The sequence below is a fragment of the Micrococcaceae bacterium Sec5.1 genome, from assembly GCA_039636795.1.
In the GTDB taxonomy this organism is placed as follows: domain Bacteria; phylum Actinomycetota; class Actinomycetes; order Actinomycetales; family Micrococcaceae; genus Arthrobacter.
The window spans coordinates 754,312-773,330 of sequence record CP143430.1 but is presented as its reverse complement, the minus strand read 5'-3'; the positions used below and the strand labels follow the sequence as shown (position 1 = coordinate 773,330).

The following is a 19,019-nucleotide window of genomic DNA, read 5'->3' as shown; positions in this document are numbered from 1 at the left end:
CTATCCGGGCTGGGAAGCCTGCCTGGGCTCCGAAGCCGGGCGTTTCTTCTGAGGGTATGGCGCCTCGTGCCGGGCAAGCATCTCCACAAAACCGGCGATCTTCCGCTCCCTCGTGTCTGCCCTTTTGACAAGGTTGGTCCTGTGTATGAGGGCGAAGCGGTTCTGGGACGTCAGGACGTCGAACATGGCCTGCGCCTCCGGGACAGCCGCGATGGCAGCGGCGAGATCATCAGGAACCACGGAATCCGCAGGACCGGCGTAGGCAGCTTCCCAACGCCCATCGGCTTTGGCGGCGTCGACGGCGGCCCATCCCGCTGCGGTCATCTTGCCTTCCTGGTCCAAGCGGGCGATGTGCCCGACGTTTCGTGCTGACCAGATGCTCCGGCGCCCCCGGGGTGTCATGCGCTGGAAGTAGCTGTAGGCGTCGCGGCTTTTTGATTGGCCGTCGATCCAGCCGAAACAGAGCGCCTCGTCCAGCGCGGCGTCGTAATCCAGCTCCGTGACGGTCCCACCTTTTTTGTGCAGGACAAGCCACACACCTGGGCTGTCGGCAGCGTGCGCCTCAAGCCACGCACGCCATTCGGCCGCGTCCTTGACGATCAATTCTTCAAGCTCGATGGGCATGGATTCATTCTGCGGCAAACCCGACCGCATAGTGTGGAGGTCAGAAGCCGGAGTGCCAGCGAAGCCAGCCCAGGAGGACCCATGTTGCGAGCCCGCCCCATCCACTACACATCGCACTTTGAGCAGTGGACCACGCTGCTGCAGGCGCTGGGTTTGGTGAAGACGGTGGACGACGGCGACTGGCAAGAGTTCGACGCCGGCTCGGGTCGCCTCGCGATGGGCCGGCTGGAGCACGGCCACCCACTGGATGGTTACACGATCTTCAGTGTCGAGGTAGGGAACTTGGAGGAGTTCGCACGCCGTACTGAGGAAGAGGGCAGCCAAGCAGAGCTTCATCAGGCCTCCTACGGGCCCACGGTGCGGATCTCGGCCGATGACGGTTTCGAGTTCTTTGCTTTCCCCGCGCGACGGGCAGCAGATGGCAGCTGGGCCACATCCACTGATGCCGACCCGGCACTCACGGTGGCAGGGACGTGGGTGAGCCCTTTGGTGGCGTTCTCCGCAAATGTTTTGCGCAACATCGGAGCCCGGCCACGCACGGAGGACGACGAATCGGCGACCTTCACCACCAAGAACGGCGGCATACTGCGCGTCATCCACGGTGCGGACGCCACCAACGGGGACCTCGCGTTTGAGTACGACGGCGATTTGGAACCACTGCTGGAGCGCCTCAAGGCTGCGGGCATCGAGGCCAGGATCACCGAAGACGTCCTGTACGTCGCCAACCCGGATGCTGTGAGCGGCGCGGCGCCGGCGTCGGTTGTCGTGGAGAAGTCACCAGTCCCGGCCGCGTAATACAGCCGAGAGCGTAACCCCGCAGCCACGGCGCTGCTGCCAAGGAAGTTCGGCTGGGGATGCGGTAGAACTTAACCATGAGCGTACGTACACCCGACCCGTATCCAGGCTGGCTTTCCGACGAAGACCTCTTCGAAGCCCGCGGCCGCCTTCCCATGGTCTACGTGGAGGCAGTCCCCGTTCGCCTGGATCCGCTCGGATACGTCAATGAAGTCGGTTCCCTCCTCCAGGGCGACGCCGACGGCAACATGGTTCGCTACCTCGTCTCCGGCCGCGTGCTTTACCGTGAAACCATCCGGGCGGCCCTGTTGCGGCACATGGAAAAGGACCTTGGCCCCCTCGCATTCCCGCAGCTGCCCATCAGCCCTGTTCCCTTCACCGTGGCCGAATACTTCCCCGCGCCGTCCCAGACAGGCTTCACCGACGACCGTCAACACGCGGTGTCGTTGGTCTTTATCATCCCCGTCACCGGCGAATGCGAACCGCGCCAGGACGCCCTGGAACTCACGTGGATGACGCCGCAGGAAGTCCTGAGTGACGACGTTCAACAGGAGTTCGAGGGCGGTCGCGGCAACCTCGTCCGCCAGGCGCTGGCTTTCTCGGGCATCGTCCTCTAGTTCGGGCATAGTCCTATAGTTCGGCATCGTCCTTTAGCGGGTCCCGCGTCCTGCGGCGGCTGGAGTTTGTAGACTGGACGGCGGACCGCAAGAGAACCAAAGGACTTCCGATGACTCACAGCCCAGCCTCACAGCAATACCGCGAAAAGCAGGCTGGGGACCTGCAACCCGGAGACTTTGTGTTCCTGCCCGGAGACGGGCCCGCCGAGGAAATCGGCAGTATCGAGGTCCAGAACGATGATTATGGCGTTCCCGCGCTGCTGCTGGTGACAAGGGTCGACGGCGGGACGGTGCGGATCGCTGTTGGCTCCAGTGTGCCAGTGGGTGACGGAGCTTCGGCTGGCTCGGCCGCACCCGAAGCCGCCGTCCGCCAGCCTGAATCTGAAGATGGCGAGGAGTCCAGCACCTCGCTGGAAGGCGACTCTGACGCAGCAGCGGGTTCCGCCGTCGTCGTTCCCCCACGCCCGGAAACGCCGCCTGCGGTTACCACGCCGGTCCCCGAAGAGCTCGCGCTGATCCCCGAGCCGGACGGGACGCCAGAAGCCGTGGTGCGGGCCGCCGTCGCCAATCACAAGGGCAAAAACGGCGTTCAAGTACTCGCCGAAAGGCTGGCGAAGGGCATCAACACCAAATCCGGCAGCTGCCTCCGGGATCTCAGTAACCTGGCGTTCGATCTTTGCATCGTGCTGCGCGATCCGGACAACGCCCTGGCTGTGGCGGATCTCCTGAACGTGCTTCCCTTTGACGGCAACCCCGACCGCTGGGCGTCGATCGAACGCGCCCTGGCACTCTCCAGCTTCATTTGCCGGGAGGGTGGACAAACCGAACGCGGGGCCGTGTACGAGAAATTGCTGCGCGCCCATGAGTCTGAGGAAACAGACCCCTTCAAGGCCCGAATCGCCGCGAAGGTCCGCCAACGCGCCCTGAACGAACCGAATTTGTACGACAAGGAAATCTTCCGCGCGATCGATAACGGCAACCACGAAGCCGAGCGCGAATGGCGGTTCCTCCGCCTTGAGTCGTTGCTGTTCCTGCGTGCCCACGGTGGATCCGAGACACTCGGAGAAGAGGAACTCGGCCGGCGCATCGGGGTCGAACTGGATGCTGTGCGGGCCTGAAAGAGCAGTGCCCTGTCCTACCCGCCTAGTCCCGGCACTTGTAAACTTCAAGACCTGTATTACGGACGCGAACGGCGGTAGATTCGGGGCCATGACGAACAATCTGAGCGTTGTGATTAATGCCGACGCGCAGCAGGTTTGGACAATGCTGCGCGAACCCTCCCTGGTGGCTCAATGGCACGGATGGGAAGCCGATGACCTCGCCGATGAAATCAAACAGATCTACTTTCACCCGGATGTTGTGGAAAATGCGGATCACACCAAACTGACTGTCCACGCCGGGGATGAGTTTGAGCTCCACCCCGTTTCCGGCGGCACCGAAGTCAAAGTCACGCGCGCCGCGCTGGACCATGACTCCGAGTGGGCGGAATGGGACGAGGACATCACGCAGGGCTGGCTTACGTTCCTGCAACAACTCCGTTTCGCCCTTGAGAGACACCCCCATGGTCAGCGGCGCACCCACTTCGTGTCCCTTCCGGGAAGTGGTGGCCTCGCCATCGAAAAGCTGGGGCTTGGCGACCTCCCGCCGGTAGGCGACGAGTATTCGCTCAAACTTTCCACCGGTGAAGAGATTTCGGGCAAGGTCTGGTTCAAGAGCCGGCACCAGGTGGGGCTCACTGTTCACAGCTACGCAGAGCACGGCGATGGATTGCTGATCGTTGCCGAGCAACTGCCGATCCCTGACAAAAGGCCCGACGGCGGTTCCATGGTGATTGCCTCCACGTACGATCTGGGGGCTCACACCTTGGCGGACATCAGGTCATCCTGGGACAAGTGGAAGGATGAGAACTACAGCTCGTAGGAAGGGTTCCGCAGGTTACCCGGGGTAAAGCTGGCACACTTGTTAGCGTGCCAGCTTCCGCTTTCCTGCCCTCGTCTCCTCCGTCCACTGCCTTGCCGGGTCTTTCTTCACGGCAATCCGAGTTCTCGTTTTCGGTGGGCCAGCGCCTGACCGAAACGTGTTCGCCGTCGGACGCCTTGCTCGACGCCAACGGCGGCACTTTCCTGGGCCGGACCGGAACCATCACCACCCCGCACGGAACCATCCAGACGCCCGCGTTCATCGCCGTCGGAACTAAAGCAACAGTCAAGGCCGTGCTGCCCGAGTCCATTGCCGGGCTCGGTGCGCAGGCAGTGCTGGCCAACGCCTACCACCTGTACCTGCAGCCGGGCCCTGAGATCCTCGACGCCGCCGGCGGGCTGGGCGCGTTCATGAATTGGTCCGGCCCCACGTTTACGGATTCCGGCGGATTCCAGGTGATGAGCCTGGGTTCGGGGTTCAAGAAGGTCATCGACATGAAGAATGTGGACACGTCCGGCCCTGATGACGCGGTGGCGCCCGGCAAGGAACGACTGGCACACATTGATGACGACGGCGTGTGGTTCAAGTCGCACCTCAACGGGGATCGGCACCGCTTCTCCCCCGAGATCTCCATGCAGGTCCAGCATCAGATTGGGGCTGACATCATGTTCGCGTTCGACGAGCTGACCACGTTGCAAAACTCGCGGGCCTACCAGGAGGAATCGCTGGAACGGACGCGGCTCTGGGCTTTGAGGTGTTTGGAAGAGCATGCTCGCTTGACTGTTTCCCGGGCCGGAAAGCCGTACCAGGCGCTGTTCGGGGTGATTCAGGGTGCGCAGTACGAGGACCTCCGTCGAAAGGCCTGCCAGGACCTCGGGGCCATGCCGTTTGACGGGTACGGGATCGGCGGTGCTTTGGAGAAGGAGAACCTGGGCACCATCGTACGGTGGTGCAATGAGGAACTTCCTGAGAACAAGCCGCGGCACCTGCTGGGCATTTCCGAGCCGGACGATATCTTCACGGCAATCGAGAACGGCGCCGACACGTTCGACTGCGTCTCACCCACCCGCGTGGCCCGGAACTCCGCGTTCTATACCCCGTCCGGTCGGTTCAATCTGTCCGGTGCCCGCTATAAGGCCGATTTCGGACCGCTGCAGGATGGCTGCGACTGCTACACGTGCGGAAACTATTCGCGCGCGTACATCCACCACCTGTACAAGGCCAAGGAAATGCTCTCGGCAACGCTGATCTCCATCCACAACGAGCGCTTCGTGGTGAAGATGGTGGACGATGCGCGGTTGGCCATCGAGTCCGGGGATTTCTTCGAGTTCAAGGCCGAGACGCTGGGCCGGTACTACTCGTAGCTCCGGTTGGCGTGGCAGGTCTCGCGGGGTTCCTTAGGCTGCGACCGGCCCGTAGCTCGGCTCGCGCTTCTTGATATAGCCGACCACCAACACGGTGATCGGCACGAACAGGAACTCCACGCCAGTCTTGTAGACGAAGCCCACTAGAACGTAGTTGGCGAACATGCCAAAGTCAGTGATGCCAATGACCGAGGCCGCGATGCTGCAGAAGATCAAGGTGTCCACGAATTCGCCCACAACGGATGAGCCCATGAGCCGTGCCCACAAGGTCTTCTCGCCCGTGCGCTCCTTCATTTTCACTAAGATCCACGAGTTGATGGTCTGGCCGGCCAGGAAGGCCAGAAGCGAAGCGAGCACGATCTGCGGGACGGGGCCGAGTGCGCCTTCGATAGCCGCTTGCTTGGCGGTTCCGTACTCATCCGTGAAGCCAGGCAGCACGATGATCACCCAGTAGCAGAGTGAAGCGAAGGCTGAGAGAGCGAAGGAGGTAATGATGGCCTTGCGTGCCACCTTGAAGCCGTAGACCTCACTCATAACGTCGCCCAGGATGTAGGCCAGGGGGAACAGGAAGAATCCGCCATCGGTGATGATCGGACCAAGCACGACGCCCTTGGATGCGCCGATATTGGACAGGATCAGCACCACGGCCATGATGGCGAGCATGATGCCAAAGTACGGGGATCCGATCGAAGCGAAGCGGGGTGCAGGCTTGCTCAGGGTGCTGGAGCCGGAAGGCGAGGGCATGGGTCATCCATTTCGTAGTGGTTCGCGCGGGCGCTGTTGGTTCAGGCACCCGGCTGTATTAGCACTGTTGTTGGTGGGGCTCAGCCCGACACCAGCTTTATTGTCCCACCCACCAACGTTCTCTCACATCCTGACCCGTTTCCACCGATCTTCTCTCACATCCTGACCGGTTCCCACCGATCTTCTCTCACATCCAACCGGCTTCCTTCCGAACGTTTTCTGAACATGTTCAAATTTGCGGCTATACTCGTTATTGAACACGTTCAAAACTCGGTTTGAGGAGCAGCGCCATGGCAACGAAAAGCGAACAGACCCGGCAGCTTGTAGCCGACGTCGCACTGAAAATGTTCCGCGAAATCGGCTTCGAGAAGACCACCATGCGCGCGATTGCACAGGAGGCGGGAGTTTCCGTCGGCAATGCCTACTACTACTTCGCATCGAAGGATGAGCTCGTCCAGGAGCTGTATATCCAAGTCCAGAACGAGCATGCGGAGGTTGCGGCACAGGTTCTCAACGACGTCCACGATCTCGCCGGTCGACTGAAAGCCGTGCTGCACACGGGCGTCGACGTCATGGCGCCCTATCACCAGTTCGGCTCAGATTTCATCGCAACGGCGATCCGGCCGACGTCGCCAGTCAATCCATTTGGCGAGGCGTCCACCGCCGCCCGCGAGGCTTCGCTTGCGATCTTCCGGTCCGCCGTCGACGGTTCCTCCCCCGCCGTCGCCAAGAAACTGCGTGAAGATCTACCGGAGCTGCTGTGGCTTGCATATATGGGTGTCGCCCTTTTCTGGGTCTACGACAAATCCGAGGGCCAACGCCGCACACGGAAACTGATCGACGGTGCCGCGCCCTTGGTAGCGAGGGGGTTGTCGCTGGCGAAGATTCCTGGCGTCGGCAAGGTATTCGACGACGTTCTGGGACTCGTCCGCAGCGTGAAGGAAGGCTCGTGATGGAGCGGACAGTGGCACTTGCGGGCGCTACCGGGTTCATCGGCACCTACTTCAGGCATCGTTTTGTTGCTGAGGGTTGGCAAGTTCGGACGGTCGGGCGGGATGCTTCAACTGATGCTCCATGGAACGACGACGGCGCCATCGCCAAGGTGCTGAACGGCGCCGAACTGCTGGTGAACCTCGCCGGACGATCCGTGAATTGCCGCTACAACGACCGGAACCGCCGGGAGATCGTGGACTCCCGGGTTTTGACAACTCGTGTCCTGGGCCGAGCCGTTGCTCGATGCGCCTACCCGCCTGGGACGTGGATCAACGCCAGCACTGGCACGATCTATCGGCATGCGGAGGACGGCCCACAATCTGAAGCATCGGGTGAGCTGGGCAGCGGGTTCTCTGTAGACGTGGCCCGTGCGTGGGAGGACGAGTTGGCTGCTGCGCATGTTCCGGATACCCGGAAGGTGGCGCTTCGCATTGCGATCGTTCTCGGTCCGGGCGGTGGCGTGATGACTCCTCTTCGAAATCTGGCCCGGCTTGGTTTAGGTGGGCGTATGGGGGCGGGCACGCAGAAGTTCAGCTGGATTCACGTGGAGGATCTGTTCCGCGCGGTGGCATTTGTCCACGGGCAGTCTGCACTTACTGGTCCAGTAAACGCAGCAACGCCATATGCCGTGGATAACCGCGAACTGATGTCGCTTATTCGGCAGAGTATAGGTGTCCCGTGTGGGCTCCCGACGCCAGCTTGGCTGCTCGAAGCCGGAGCTGTCCTCATCCGGACACAGGCGGAACTGGTGTTGAAGAGCCGGTGGGTCGAACCCCGGAAGTTAGTCGATGCGGGTTTCACTTTCTCCTATCCAGCTCTGGGCGGCGCGCTCAACGCGATCGCGGGGGGCAAGTGATGAGTCTGACCGCCCGTTCGGAAGTCTGGATCTACGGACCAAAGGATCTTGTGGTTTTGGGCTGGAAGGCCCTGATCATCGGGATCTTGATGTCACACCTTGTCTTTGGCGTCCTCTTTGCCTTATCAAACCCAGCATGGGGCGTCGTTTTGTTCGCCTTCAGTGCCCTGCCAACATGGGGAGCCGCCGCTGCAGTTGGCTCGCTGCTGGGACTGGCGCTGCGACGCATCCGAAATCAATGGATTCATGTCGCTGCCTTCTTTGCGACGCCGGCTCTTGTGAGTGTCCCCTTCGGAGGGTTTTGGAATCCCTCAGCATGGGCCTTTCCCTTGAGCATTGCCGTCGCTGCAGGAATCGCGCGCCTTTCCGTTTGGAAAATCGTTCGCGTCAACGACCTGCCTTCTCTCACATAATCACCGCCTTCCGGGCAACGTTCTCTCACATCCCGACGCTTTCCGGGCAATGTTCTTTCACATCCGACGTGCTCAGCAGTCATCGGCGTCGTGATCTTGTGCCGAGGTAGCGGCCAACCCTTTTCGAGTATTCGGTGTAAGCGCGTCCAAAGACCTCCAAGAGCGCAGCCTCTTCACGCAGCACGCCCAAATGGTCCACGAGCATTCCGACCGGCAGGGTCACCACCACCCATGATGAACCGGCGAGTGTCCCCGCGCCCAAATGGATGAGCCACCACCCCACGTACATAGGATGGCGGGTCAATGCATAAGGGCCGCTTGTCACGAGTTCCTCAGGCCTCTCCAAATCGAAACTGCCCGTCGAGCGGCGGTCTCGTTCGGCCAAGGCCCAGGCATTCAGCCCACCGCCAATCACCAGCAGCCCGGAACCCACCATCCGGTGAAGCGTGTCGGACCCCGGCAACGACCACGGGCTAGCCCTTCCGAGAAGGACCATCACGGTCATTCCGGTCACTTGGCCCGGCGGGAGTGGCAGGTTCCTGAATAGCCTCCTCAACGTGAGCCTGGGGCTTGGGGATGGCTGAGAAAAAGTCGCCATGCCTGAACAGTAACCCGGTGCGTTCTTTTGGGCAGCAAGCGAACGGGACGTGAGAGAGCATCCGCCGAAAGCGGTCAGCATGTGAGAGAACATCCGCCCAAACCGATCAGGACGTGACAGAGGAACTGCCAAAAGGCCACAGGATGTGAGAGAACATCCGGAAGGGACCACAGCGCAAAGGCGGGATCAAAGCAAAGCCGCAAACCGCCGTCGAACGTTCAGGGCGTTCGTGGCGTTCAGGGGCTTGAAACCTAAGGAAGTGTTAGGAAATCGCTTCCGGCGTTGGCTGTGCCCTGCATCACCAATAGTTTGGATTATGTCCTCTTCACCCATGGAGGACCTTTCTTAGTCGACGAAGAGCCATGCGCAAGGACGCCATGAGCAAGAGCTTCATGGACAGAACGAACTCATGCAAGACACGGCTGCCATCGCAGGCGCCGTCCAGGAAGGTTCATTGATGAGCACCCAACAAGCTGCGCCCCTCAGCGAGGCCGCACAGACACGCAAGGCCGTGAGCAACATCCTCAAAGGCTCCGCGGGCAACCTCGTGGAGTGGTTCGATCTCTACGTCTATACGGTTTTCGCGGCGTATTTCCAGTCGCACTTCTTCAACTCCTCGGACGATCTGCAGGCTGGCCTCGAAGCTATGGCGGTCTTCTCGACGTCGTTCCTCATGCGTCCAATCGGCAGTTGGTTCTTCGGCCGCTACGCCGACCGCAAGGGCCGCAAGGCTGCGCTGACCCTCAGTGTGACCATGATGTCGGCCGGTTCCTTCGCCATTGCGATACTGCCAACCCAGGACGTGATTGGGCTCTGGGCATTGATCCTGCTGGTCTTCATCAGGGTTGTGCAGGGCTTCTCAGTCGGCGGCGAATACGGCACCAGCGCCACTTATATGTCTGAGGCTGCCACCGCCAAGCGCCGCGGCTTCTTCTCCAGCTTCCAGTACGTAACACTCATTGGGGGGCAGATGCTGGCCCTCCTGGTGCTCGTGATCCTGCAGAACACCATGAGCAAGGAAGACCTGACTGCTTGGGGCTGGAGGATTCCTTTCGCGATCGGTGGCGTGGCTGCATTGGTTGTCCTCTGGCTTCGCCGCTCGATGGAAGAAACTCTGTCCGCCGATCAGCTCCGCGCCGCCCACGTGAAGGTTGAAGGCGAGGCACAGCCGGGGACCATGAAGCTGCTGTTCACCAAGCACTGGAAGCCGCTGCTCATCTGCATTGGCATCACGCTCGGTGGCACGGTGGCGTTCTACACGTACACCAACTTCATCCTGAAGTTCATGAATGATACGTCCGGCATCGCCAAGACCGATACCTCCGTCATCAACTTCTGGGCTTTGTTCATCTTCATGCTGCTGCAGCCGGTCTATGGCTTGATTTCGGACAAGATTGGCCGCAAACCGCTGCTCATCTGGTTCGGGGTCACGGGCGTACTGTTCACGTGGCCGTTGCTCTCCACGCTGTCCGGAACCAAGGATCCGTTCATGGCGTTCCTGCTCATGCTCGGCGGTCTGCTGATGGTGGGTGGCTACACGTCGATCAATGCGCTCGTGAAGGCTGAGCTTTTCCCGGCATCGATCCGCGCCCTGGGTGTTGGTCTTGGATACGCGATCGCGAACTCGCTGTTCGGTGGCACGGTCCCGCTGATAGGCGCCGCTCTGCAGAAGGCTGGGCAGGTGGACATGTTCTTCACGTACGTGACTGCCGCGATCTTCATCTCGCTGCTGGTGTACATCTTCGCGCTGAAGAACAAGAAGGCCACGCACTTGGACGCCGAGCAGGGAAGCGCATTCGCCGCGAAAGGCTCTGATTCGCGCGACGCCGACGAGGACAAGAAGGATCTCGCCAAGGCCTAACCCTACCGCTTGTGAGGCCCGTTCTGCGCTCTTTGGTCACTCCGAGGGGCGCAGAGCGGGCCTCGCAACGTTAACCCGGCGGCCGCGGGACGTGAGAGAACGTTCCGGCAAACGGCACACGACGTGAGAGAACGTTCCGCCTGCGCTCGTCAAGTTTTTGAGACAGTTTCGTTGGTGTTAGGCGGCCAGGGGTTCCTGGGCGCGGTTGTGGTGGTTTTCGTGGGCGGCGGCCGGTGGGATGCCGCCGGCCCTGCGGTTGGGACGGCGGCGGTTGTACCAGCCTTCGATGTAGTCCATCACTCCGGTCCGGGCTGCGAGTCTGGAGCCGAATCCGTGGTGGTGGTAGAACTCGGTTTTGAGGTGGGAGAAGAAGTTCTCGGCGACCGCGTTGTCCCAGCACACCCCGACCTTGCCCATGGACTGGGTGACCCCGTTCTGGCCGCACCATTCTTGGAATTCGTCAGAGGTGTATTGGGTGCCACGGTCGGAGTGGAACACCACACCATGCTCGGCGAAACGGCCGTGGTTCCGTGCCATCTGCAGGGCTGCGGTGCACAGGCTTGCCCGCATGTGGGCAGCCATGGACCAGCCGATGACCATGCCCGAAAACAGGTCGATGACGGTGGCCAGATAAAGCCAGCCCTCGCCGGTGCGCAGGTAGGTGATGTCTCCGACCAGACGGGTCCCGGGCACTGCGGAGGTGAAGTCGCGTTTGCCCTGTTCATCGAGCATGTGGTTCTCGATGTGGGCGGTCTTGGCTTGCGGGTCCTGGACCGTGGTCCTCTTCCAGGCCCGGGTTCGGATGGCCCGCAGGCCCTTTTCTCGCATGATCGCCCCGACGGTGGGGGCGGAGACCTTGGTCCCGGCCGCGTTGAGCAAAAGCGTCAGCTGGTCACGGCCGGCACGGCCATTTTCCTTCTCGTACAGGCCGGTAACCGCGGTGACCAGATCCTCATGCCGCACGGCACGCGGTGAGGGCCCGGCAGGGGCGCGCCACCGGTAGAACGAGGCCCGGGAGACCTTCAACGCCCGGCACAGCCACACCACGGAATAGTTGGCCTTCTCCGCTTCGATGAACTCGTAGAAGTCCTCTACTTTTGCTTCGCGGCAAAGAAGGCGCTGACTTTTCCCAGGAACTCGACCTCGGCCTTCAACCGCTCATTTTCGGCCAGTGCCTTCCGGTGCTCGTCCCACGGCACCGGCCCCCGTTCTTCAGGCAGGACCGGCGCGGCGCCCTGGTGGCTCTCTCGATGCCTGTGCAGCCAGTTCCCCAGCGTGCTTTCCTTCACCCCGATCTCCTCGGCGACCTGTTTCACCGACCGGTTCGTGGACAAAACAAGCCGCACAGCATCCTCACGGAAAGCGGCATCGTATTTTCTTCTGGGCGTGGTCATCTGAACTGAAGCTCCCATCAAGCTGTCTCACAAAACCATACGACCGCACGCCAAACGGTGCACGACGTGAGAGAACGTTCCGCCAAACGGCGCAGGACGTGAGAGAACGTCCTGCCAAACGGCGCACGACGTGAGAGAGCGTACGACGGCGGGTTGGGAACCGGGGGCGCGCCGGCGCTGGAAGGCGGATCGGGGAGGAAGGGAGTAATCTCCAAGACGGACCATCGGGCCTCCAACCATCAACCATCAACCATCAACGTCAACCAACCCCGCCCAACCATCGGGCACAGACCCACCAACCAACCAAGCGGCAAAGGATCACACAGTGCACGTGCTCATCGTCGAGGATGACGACGCGATGGCGTCCGCTTTGAGCGCTGCCGTTGCATCCGCCGGCCACAAAGCCACCAGGGTATCCCGCGGCGAGGACGCACTCCTGGGGCATCGGCACCACGAGGTGATCCTGCTCGATCTCGGTTTGCCGGACTTGGACGGCCTGGACGTCCTGCGGAAACTGCGTCAGGTCACGCAAATTCCCATCCTGATCCTCACGGCGCGCGACGACGAGCGCAGCGTGGTCCTGGGTCTTCGTTCCGGGGCAGATGACTACCTGGTCAAACCTGTGAAACTCGTGGAATTGCTGGCGAGGATCGAGGCAGTGACGCGCCGTACTAACCGTACCGGGCAGTCGGCGCCCCACAACGTTCAGGTGGGAGACGTCAATGTGGATCTGGACCGAAGGATGGCATCTGTGGGCGAAAGGGAACTCTCGCTGACCGCAACAGAGTTCGAACTCCTCAGCCTCCTGGCAAGGAATGCGGGATCAGTAGTGACAAGGGAACAGATCCTCGATGCCCTCTGGGGTGATGCTTTCCTCGCAAATTCCCGCTCGCTGGATGTGCACCTCACCGGCCTCCGGTCCAAGCTCCAATTACCCGGCTTCATCATCAACGTCCGCGGGGTCGGTTACCGCGTCGAGCAGCCGTGAAAATCCGTGTCCTGGCCATCCTGAGCGTGATCGCAGTCCTCATAGTGGTCACCGTTTCCAGCGTGATACTGACGTCGGCAGGCCGGGAGCTCACCCAGGAACTCCAGATCAACCGCGTCACCTCCCTGAACCGCTTCGCCCAGCTCGCCAACGACGCTTCCGTGGACAACGACACCACCCAGTTGCAACGCGAAATGGACCGCTACTCAGAGCTCTACAGCGAGGGGATCCTGATCCGCCTCCAACAGCAGACAGTGCGCTCGGGCAGCCTCAACGAGGACCGTGCCGAAGTCCGTGACGCACTGAACCGGGCCAGCTTGAACCTCAGCGACACCACGCTCAGCCCGCTCAGGCCCTTCGGATCCGGGACGGAGGTTATCTCAAGGTCCTTCGGCACAGCCAGCCAGGTACTTGGTGAGGCCGTCCTTGAAGTCAACCCCGAAGCGGCCCGGCAGAAACTACGGGAACGGTGGCTCGTCGTCGGGCTTGCCGCGGTGGCGCTCGGTGCGCTCCTCCTCCTGGCAGCGGCCCGCCTCACCGGCTGGGTCCTGCGGCCGGTCCATCGTCTGAGCAAAGCCGTTCACGAACTTGAGACGACGGGCAAAACGACCCATCTTCCCGACGCCGGCCCACCCGAGCTGAGGGAGCTGAGCCGTTCGTTCACCGCGATGGCCAACACTGTCACCGAGAGCATCGATTCGCAGCGCCAACTCATCGCCGACACATCGCACGAACTACGGAATCCAGTGGGTGCCTTGCGGCTCCGGATCGATCTGCTGCAGCTGGCACTGAAGTCCGAGCCAGAAAAAGCCGCGGCAGCCGGCGTAGTTGCTGAGCTTGAGCGCGTGGAGGCAATTCTCGACGGCGTGCTGAAGCTGGCGACGGCGGAACACCGCGCCTTCGAGGGCTCGGCGCGCGTGCAGCAGGAAGCTGAGCACAAACACCACACCGTCATCGACCCCTTCCCCGTCCTGCAGGGAGAAGTGGAGCGGGCGATGCCGGCTGCTGAACGCGCTGGCTCGACGATCATGCTGGCGCAGCCGGAGCAACCGCTCCACCTCGCCTGCAATCCGGACGAGCTGGCACACATGGTGGGTGAGCTTCTGGCCAACGCCATCAAGTACGCCCCCGCCGCCCGGATCACGGTGGCAATGAAGCGGACGCCAGGAGGGGTCGCCGTTGAGATTTCCGACGACGGTCCCGGGCTTTCCGCCGAGCAACGCACCGCGTCCACAACGCGGTTTTGGCGGGCGCCGCAGCACAGCAAGATCGCAGGAAACGGTTTGGGCATGACGATCGTGGACCGTTTGGCGCATGCGAACGGCGGTGAGCTTGTGCTCGAGGGAAGACAACCACACGGATTGACGGCACGGCTTGAATTCCGGCAGCCTCCCGGAGGCCCGGATGAGTAGCAGGACCATGCCAAGGCGGGCTGTGCTCAGAGCCGGACTGTCAGCTGGTTTGGCTGGGCTACTGCTGCCGGTCTGGACCGCTTGCACCCCCGAGGAGAAGCCGCAAAAGCTAACGGTCGCCGGCGGTGAACCAGGTGGCTTTTACTTGGAATTCGCAACGTTGTTCGCGGAATTGCTTCAACGCGAGGGTGTAGCCGAAACGGCCGTGCCACTGACCACTGGCGGGAGTCTGGAGAACATCCGCCGGGTGTTGTCCGGAGAGGCAACGTTCGCCGTCGCGCTCGCGGACGCAGCTGCCCAGGCTGCGGCCACCCGACAACCCGGCGGGAATCTTGTGGCGCTCGGAAAGGTTTACCAAAACTACGTTCACTGCATCGTGCGGGAGGACAGCGGTCTGCGCTCCTTCGCCGACCTGGCTGGGAAGACAGCCGGTGTTGGCGAGGTGGGCTCCGGGACGTCACTGACCGTTCCGCGCATCCTCTCCGCGGCGCCGGCCAGCATGGGCCTCAAGCAGGTAAACCTCGGCTTGAACCAAGGGTTGGCGGCGTTACGCGACCGTTCCATTGACGCCCTCTTCTGGTCTGGCGGTGTGCCAACCGCTGCCATCGCATCCACTGCCAATGACATTGGCCTCCGACTGATCGACCTCTCCGAGCACATCAAGGCCATGCGCGAACAATATGGCGTTTTCTATGATCGCGTCCTGATCCCCGCCAAGAGCTACGGGGACGCAGCTGCCACCTGGACCGTGGGCGTAGCGAACCTGCTCCTTTGCCGCAGCGACCTGGCCGATCACGTGGTTTCGGAGGCCGTGAGACTGTTGGCAGAGAAGGCACAGGACCTGGTGCCGAAGACGAGCACCGGCGTGCAGTTCCTCAGCCCTGAGACGCTCATCAACACCGCCGGCGTGCCCCTTCACCCAGCCGCCGAGGCAGCTTACCGCCGCTTGCACGGCTGAGGGACTTTGCATTTCCAGTCGCTAACGGCGCCGGCACGAAATCGGCGCCCCGCCAGGCAGCTGGCAAGATGGAAGACATGACTTCAGCCGTTGCCCCTGCCATTGCACTGACCATCGCCGGCTCCGAAGCGACCGGCGGCGCCGGCGCGCAGGCCGACCTCAAGACCTTCCAGGAACTGGGGGTTTTCGGCATCGCGAACCTCACATGCATCGTTTCCTTCAACCCCCAGGACAGCTGGAACCACCGCTTCGTGCCGGTTGACCAGGAGGTCATCGCCGACCAATTGGAAGCGACGACGGCGGCCTACGGTCCCGCTTCCGGCGCCCCCTCGGTTTTGGACACGGTGAAGATTGGCATGCTCGGCAGCCCGGCAACCATCAGCACAGTGGAGAAGGCGTTGGCCGGCGGCTCTTTCGCGAATGTGGTCCTTGACCCTGTCCTGATCTGCAAGGGACAGGAGCCGGGCCACGCCTTGGATACTGACCAGGCCTTGAAAGCGCAGATCCTGCCTCTGGCTACCTTCGTCACCCCGAATCACTTCGAGGCCGAGTCATTGTCCGGACTGAGCATCACGGACGAAGAATCGTTGAAAGCCGCTGCCATTCGCATTCACGAGATCAGCGGCGCAGCAGTCCTCGCCAAGGGTGGGGTGCGGCTGGAAGGCCCTGACGCCGTCGACGTTTACTACGACGGCGAGACGCTGGAAGTCCTGCGCAGTCCTAAGGTTGGCGACGTGGCTGTGTCGGGTGCCGGTTGCTCCCTGGCTGCTGCCGTGACTGCTGAATTGGCCAAGGGCGTCACGCCACTGGAAGCTGCCCGCACCGCCAAGGCGTTCGTAACAGCCGGCATCAAGAACCGCGTGTCCTCGGGTGCTCCGTTTGATGCCCTATGGCAGGGCGGACCCCGCTAGCGCGAGACCTTGCCCATCAGCGAGGCGACCGGTCGCAGGAACAGCGGGCGGGCAAGGAACCAGGCGGCCGCCGTGAAGACGATTGAGGCGGCGAAAATGCCGAAGCCCCACCAGCTGTAATCGTTGTTCGAGGCGTACATGTGGTTCAGGTTGTTCAGCGCGCCGGTGGCCAGGACCAAGGTGACGTGGACGATCACGAACGCCACGAAGTAGATCATCACCGGGAAGTGGACCTGGCGGGCGAGCTCGATCGGGTAGTACTTGTTGATCGCCGCCTTTTTCGGCCACGCACCGGACATCCGCAAGCCCGTGATGATGGCCAGCGGGGCGGCGATGAAGACGGTGACGAAGTACGTCAGGAGCTGAAGGCTGTTGTAGTTGTTCCAGCCGTTTTCAATGGGCCAGTTCAGCGAGGCGTACTGCAGTGCTGCGGAAAGAGCGTTGGGGAAGACGTCCCAGTTGGTGGGGATGATCCGCAGCCATTGGCCGGTCGCGAACAGCAGGACGATGAAAATGATGCCATTCAACACCCACAAGGCATCCAGCGTGAGGTGAAACCAGAGATCAAGGCTGATCTTGCCCGGTGCGTTCTTGGTCTTGATGAAGCCTTTGTTGTTCCGGGTCCAATACGCCGGCGGCCTTGTGGTGGTCCGGACCTGCCACCCAGAGCGGATGATCAGGACCAGGAAGAACATGTTCAGGAAGTGCTGCCAGCCGAGCCAGGCCGGGAAGCCTGTGGGGGTGCCTTCGGGGATCGCTGAGTGTCCGGGGTAGTCCACCAGGAACTGCTGGACGGGTTGCATCGTCCGGAGCCACTGCGCGATAAGCACCAGGACCAGCGCCACCACCAAAGCTATGGCGGTAACGACGACGGGTTTGAACCACCTGTTCGACGTGATCCCGGACGACTTGCTTGAAACGGACATCAGGCCGCGTTCCTCTCTGGCTTTGTTTGGCGTGCGACCAGTTGGCGCTCTCTCATAGCGATTCAACCAGTTGCAGCGCGACGGTGAAAACGGCACCCGGGTTTCGGGGCGTTTGACGTCAAAAATCGCAGCATTCGGATACATACCGCAACACATATTTCTAGAACGAGCTTCTAAGATTGTTTCCTTTACTTGATTGACGGTCAAGGGGTTTGATTGCTGTAACTTTCAGATCCGGTGAAGGTACGATTCCAGAAAGAAGCCCGACGACACTCCGGCAAACAGCATGTCGCGGCGAAGGGAGCATCCTTGGTTCGCAAAACCTCCGACGCGGCAGTCCATGCCGGCTCGTGGCAATGGACCCGGACAGCCGCCACCCGAAGAAACCTCCTGGATGCGGCCAGGGAAGTTTTCTGTGAGCACGGCTTCACCGATGCCAGCATTTCCGACGTCGTAGCCCGTTCCGGGTCAAGTGTTGGCAGCCTCTATCACCATTTCGGCGGCAAGACCGAACTCTTCCTGGCGCTCTGGGACGACTATCAAAATGAACATGAGAGGCTCGTCGCCGCGGCTGTAGCAAAGGCCAGGAAGTCAGGCGAAAACGATCCGTTGGCACTGTTCAACGTGGGCAGCCGCAGCTACTTCGACTACACCTGGACACACCGCGCATTGGAGCGGGTGTTCATCGAGGGCGACACTCCCCCGGGATTCGAGGTACTGCGACGTGAACGTGGACGCGAGTGGGTCCGGCAAAACTCCGTGCTGCTGGGAGCCAGCGACGACACCCTGGGAAAGCTCACGGTCGCTGTCATCACGGACATGATTACTCTGGCCGGACACGAGGTCGCCTTGAGTTCATCCAAGCGGCAGGCCGACGACGTCGTTGAGGCTGCGGCAGTGCTCGTGGCGCGACTGGTTCACTAGCCGACGTTCTCTCACATCCTGATGCCTTTTCCCGGACGCTATCTCACATCCTGATGCCTTCTCCCGGACGCTCTCTCACATCCCGGCCCGTTGCGGCCGGTGCTCTCTCACATCCCGGCCCGTTGCGGCCGGTGCTCTCTCACATCCCGCCCCGTTCCGGCCGATGCTCTCTCACATCACTCCTATAGCGAGCGCTACCAATCTTCTGCTGAGCTCTTGCCGGATGGGTGATTAAAGGCGTGGAGTAGTCTGGCGAGGGTCTCGACGTCGGTGTCGTTCCAGTCCTTGATTCGGTCGAAAAACGAAGTTCCACGCAAATCCAGGGCTTTCTTTACCCGGGCCTCTCCTTCAGAAGTGAGCGACACGATGACGGCTCTCTTGTCACTGGGGTCGGGCGTGCCCTTGAGCAGGTTGAGTGCTTTCATGGACCGGATCAGGCTGCTGGTGGAACTTCGGTCCATCCCAACGGACTCTGCCAGGGTGCTTGGCTTTGCCGGCCCGTAAGAGAAGAGCCATCGAGCGAGGTGAAACGCAGCAGGCTGGAGATCCGGGTGAAATGCCGCAGCACTCCGCTCGGTAAGAACCCTTGATGCGCTCAGAAGGGCGCTCAATTCTGAGCCGAGGGCGAGTTCGAGATCGCGGCGGCCTGAATTCTTGTCGTCGTTGGGAACACTGGAACTGATGGACATTTCCCCATTAACTCCTTATGGTTAGGAAATCC

Annotated in this window: 20 protein-coding genes; 14 read left to right on the top strand and 6 right to left on the bottom strand. The window is 61.6% G+C overall.

Annotated features, from left to right (window positions below; genetic code table 11):
• Entirely contained in the window at positions 1-624 is a 624-nt protein-coding gene (locus VUN82_03780) for a YdeI/OmpD-associated family protein (protein XAS72990.1), read from the bottom strand.
• 81 nt (positions 625-705) lie between these two features.
• Here VUN82_03780 and VUN82_03775 point away from each other — a divergent pair, with 81 nt between their 5' ends.
• The 5 genes from VUN82_03775 (at position 706) to tgt (ending at position 5,320) form a co-directional block, all read left to right on the top strand.
• Positions 706-1,419, top strand: a complete 714-nt coding sequence (locus VUN82_03775; protein ID XAS72989.1) for a hypothetical protein — start codon at positions 706-708, stop codon at positions 1,417-1,419.
• Between the two features lie 77 nt (positions 1,420-1,496).
• The gene (locus tag VUN82_03770; protein XAS72988.1) at positions 1,497-2,036 is read left to right on the top strand and encodes an NUDIX hydrolase family protein; all 540 of its coding nucleotides are present in this window, start codon (positions 1,497-1,499) and stop codon (positions 2,034-2,036) included.
• 110 nt (positions 2,037-2,146) lie between these two features.
• On the top strand, positions 2,147-3,154 hold the full coding sequence (locus VUN82_03765; protein XAS72987.1) for a DUF6707 family protein: 1,008 nt from the start codon (positions 2,147-2,149) through the stop codon (positions 3,152-3,154).
• A gap of 91 nt (positions 3,155-3,245) precedes the next feature.
• The gene (locus VUN82_03760) at positions 3,246-3,956 is read left to right on the top strand and encodes an SRPBCC domain-containing protein (GenBank protein XAS72986.1); all 711 of its coding nucleotides are present in this window, start codon (positions 3,246-3,248) and stop codon (positions 3,954-3,956) included.
• A 47-nt stretch (positions 3,957-4,003) separates the two neighbouring features.
• On the top strand, positions 4,004-5,320 hold the full coding sequence (gene tgt, locus VUN82_03755) for a tRNA guanosine(34) transglycosylase Tgt (protein XAS72985.1): 1,317 nt from the start codon (positions 4,004-4,006) through the stop codon (positions 5,318-5,320).
• 33 nt (positions 5,321-5,353) lie between these two features.
• On the opposite strand, the gene VUN82_03750 is transcribed toward tgt, so the two are convergent.
• A complete protein-coding gene (locus tag VUN82_03750) occupies positions 5,354-6,064 on the bottom strand; it encodes a queuosine precursor transporter (protein ID XAS72984.1) in 711 nt (236 codons plus the stop codon).
• A 290-nt stretch (positions 6,065-6,354) separates the two neighbouring features.
• On the opposite strand from VUN82_03750, the gene VUN82_03745 reads away from it, so the two are divergent.
• The 3 genes from VUN82_03745 to VUN82_03735 are packed head-to-tail and all read left to right on the top strand — an operon-like array spanning position 6,355 to position 8,326.
• A complete protein-coding gene (locus tag VUN82_03745; GenBank protein ID XAS72983.1) occupies positions 6,355-7,017 on the top strand; it encodes a TetR family transcriptional regulator in 663 nt (220 codons plus the stop codon).
• On the top strand, positions 7,014-7,913 hold the full coding sequence (locus VUN82_03740; GenBank protein ID XAS72982.1) for a TIGR01777 family oxidoreductase: 900 nt from the start codon (positions 7,014-7,016) through the stop codon (positions 7,911-7,913). Before VUN82_03745 ends, VUN82_03740 begins: the two co-directional genes overlap by 4 nt.
• The gene (locus VUN82_03735; protein XAS72981.1) at positions 7,913-8,326 is read left to right on the top strand and encodes a hypothetical protein; all 414 of its coding nucleotides are present in this window, start codon (positions 7,913-7,915) and stop codon (positions 8,324-8,326) included. Before VUN82_03740 ends, VUN82_03735 begins: the two co-directional genes overlap by 1 nt.
• Positions 8,327-8,405: 79 nt before the next feature.
• Here the strand turns inward: VUN82_03735 and VUN82_03730 are convergent, their stop codons facing one another.
• A complete protein-coding gene (locus VUN82_03730) occupies positions 8,406-8,831 on the bottom strand; it encodes an isoprenylcysteine carboxylmethyltransferase family protein (protein XAS72980.1) in 426 nt (141 codons plus the stop codon).
• A 550-nt stretch (positions 8,832-9,381) separates the two neighbouring features.
• Between VUN82_03730 and VUN82_03725 the strand changes: the two genes are divergently transcribed.
• Complete coding sequence (locus VUN82_03725) at positions 9,382-10,785, top strand: MFS transporter (protein ID XAS72979.1); 1,404 nt, start codon at positions 9,382-9,384, stop codon at positions 10,783-10,785.
• 177 nt (positions 10,786-10,962) lie between these two features.
• Here VUN82_03725 and VUN82_03720 read toward each other — a convergent pair.
• A protein-coding gene (locus VUN82_03720; GenBank protein XAS72978.1) for an IS3 family transposase occupies positions 10,963-12,179 on the bottom strand; the annotation gives its coding sequence in 2 pieces (ribosomal slippage) (positions 10,963-11,915 and positions 11,915-12,179; 1,218 coding nt in all).
• 325 nt (positions 12,180-12,504) lie between these two features.
• On the opposite strand from VUN82_03720, the gene VUN82_03715 reads away from it, so the two are divergent.
• The 4 genes from VUN82_03715 to VUN82_03700 all read left to right on the top strand — a co-directional run bounded on the left by VUN82_03715 (position 12,505) and on the right by VUN82_03700 (position 16,448).
• Complete coding sequence (locus VUN82_03715; GenBank protein ID XAS72977.1) at positions 12,505-13,167, top strand: response regulator transcription factor; 663 nt, start codon at positions 12,505-12,507, stop codon at positions 13,165-13,167.
• Positions 13,164-14,579: a HAMP domain-containing sensor histidine kinase gene (locus VUN82_03710; GenBank protein ID XAS72976.1), complete on the top strand. Its 1,416-nt coding sequence runs from the start codon at positions 13,164-13,166 to the stop codon at positions 14,577-14,579. Before VUN82_03715 ends, VUN82_03710 begins: the two co-directional genes overlap by 4 nt.
• Positions 14,572-15,537, top strand: a complete 966-nt coding sequence (locus VUN82_03705; protein ID XAS72975.1) for a TAXI family TRAP transporter solute-binding subunit — start codon at positions 14,572-14,574, stop codon at positions 15,535-15,537. Before VUN82_03710 ends, VUN82_03705 begins: the two co-directional genes overlap by 8 nt.
• 68 nt (positions 15,538-15,605) lie before the next feature.
• Positions 15,606-16,448, top strand: coding sequence for a hydroxymethylpyrimidine/phosphomethylpyrimidine kinase (locus tag VUN82_03700; protein XAS72974.1), 843 nt, complete (start codon positions 15,606-15,608; stop codon positions 16,446-16,448).
• On the opposite strand, the gene VUN82_03695 is transcribed toward VUN82_03700, so the two are convergent.
• A complete protein-coding gene (locus tag VUN82_03695; protein XAS72973.1) occupies positions 16,445-17,374 on the bottom strand; it encodes a cytochrome b/b6 domain-containing protein in 930 nt (309 codons plus the stop codon). The two genes, VUN82_03700 and VUN82_03695, sit on opposite strands and share 4 nt — an antisense overlap.
• A gap of 309 nt (positions 17,375-17,683) precedes the next feature.
• Here VUN82_03695 and VUN82_03690 point away from each other — a divergent pair, with 309 nt between their 5' ends.
• A complete protein-coding gene (locus VUN82_03690; GenBank protein XAS72972.1) occupies positions 17,684-18,298 on the top strand; it encodes a TetR/AcrR family transcriptional regulator in 615 nt (204 codons plus the stop codon).
• A 194-nt stretch (positions 18,299-18,492) separates the two neighbouring features.
• Here the strand turns inward: VUN82_03690 and VUN82_03685 are convergent, their stop codons facing one another.
• On the bottom strand, positions 18,493-18,987 hold the full coding sequence (locus VUN82_03685; protein XAS72971.1) for a MarR family transcriptional regulator: 495 nt from the start codon (positions 18,985-18,987) through the stop codon (positions 18,493-18,495).
• Positions 18,988-19,019: the final 32 nt, after the last annotated feature.

Bases quoted from the DNA above. Each gene is read 5' to 3' on its own strand.
- VUN82_03730 (XAS72980.1), bottom strand. From the start codon at position 8,831: ATGACCGTGATGGTCCTTCTCGGAAGGGCTAGCCCGTGGTCGTTGCCG.
- VUN82_03770 (XAS72988.1), top strand. From the start codon at position 1,497: ATGAGCGTACGTACACCCGACCCGTATCCAGGCTGGCTTTCCGACGAA.
- VUN82_03705 (XAS72975.1), top strand. From the start codon at position 14,572: ATGAGTAGCAGGACCATGCCAAGGCGGGCTGTGCTCAGAGCCGGACTG.
- VUN82_03745 (XAS72983.1), top strand. From the start codon at position 6,355: ATGGCAACGAAAAGCGAACAGACCCGGCAGCTTGTAGCCGACGTCGCA.
- VUN82_03775 (XAS72989.1), top strand. From the start codon at position 706: ATGTTGCGAGCCCGCCCCATCCACTACACATCGCACTTTGAGCAGTGG.
- VUN82_03760 (XAS72986.1), top strand. From the start codon at position 3,246: ATGACGAACAATCTGAGCGTTGTGATTAATGCCGACGCGCAGCAGGTT.
- VUN82_03685 (XAS72971.1), bottom strand. From the start codon at position 18,987: ATGTCCATCAGTTCCAGTGTTCCCAACGACGACAAGAATTCAGGCCGC.
- VUN82_03700 (XAS72974.1), top strand. From the start codon at position 15,606: ATGGAAGACATGACTTCAGCCGTTGCCCCTGCCATTGCACTGACCATC.
- VUN82_03750 (XAS72984.1), bottom strand. From the start codon at position 6,064: ATGCCCTCGCCTTCCGGCTCCAGCACCCTGAGCAAGCCTGCACCCCGC.
- VUN82_03735 (XAS72981.1), top strand. From the start codon at position 7,913: ATGAGTCTGACCGCCCGTTCGGAAGTCTGGATCTACGGACCAAAGGAT.
- VUN82_03725 (XAS72979.1), top strand. From the start codon at position 9,382: ATGAGCACCCAACAAGCTGCGCCCCTCAGCGAGGCCGCACAGACACGC.
- VUN82_03780 (XAS72990.1), bottom strand. From the start codon at position 624: ATGCCCATCGAGCTTGAAGAATTGATCGTCAAGGACGCGGCCGAATGG.
- VUN82_03765 (XAS72987.1), top strand. From the start codon at position 2,147: ATGACTCACAGCCCAGCCTCACAGCAATACCGCGAAAAGCAGGCTGGG.
- VUN82_03695 (XAS72973.1), bottom strand. From the start codon at position 17,374: ATGTCCGTTTCAAGCAAGTCGTCCGGGATCACGTCGAACAGGTGGTTC.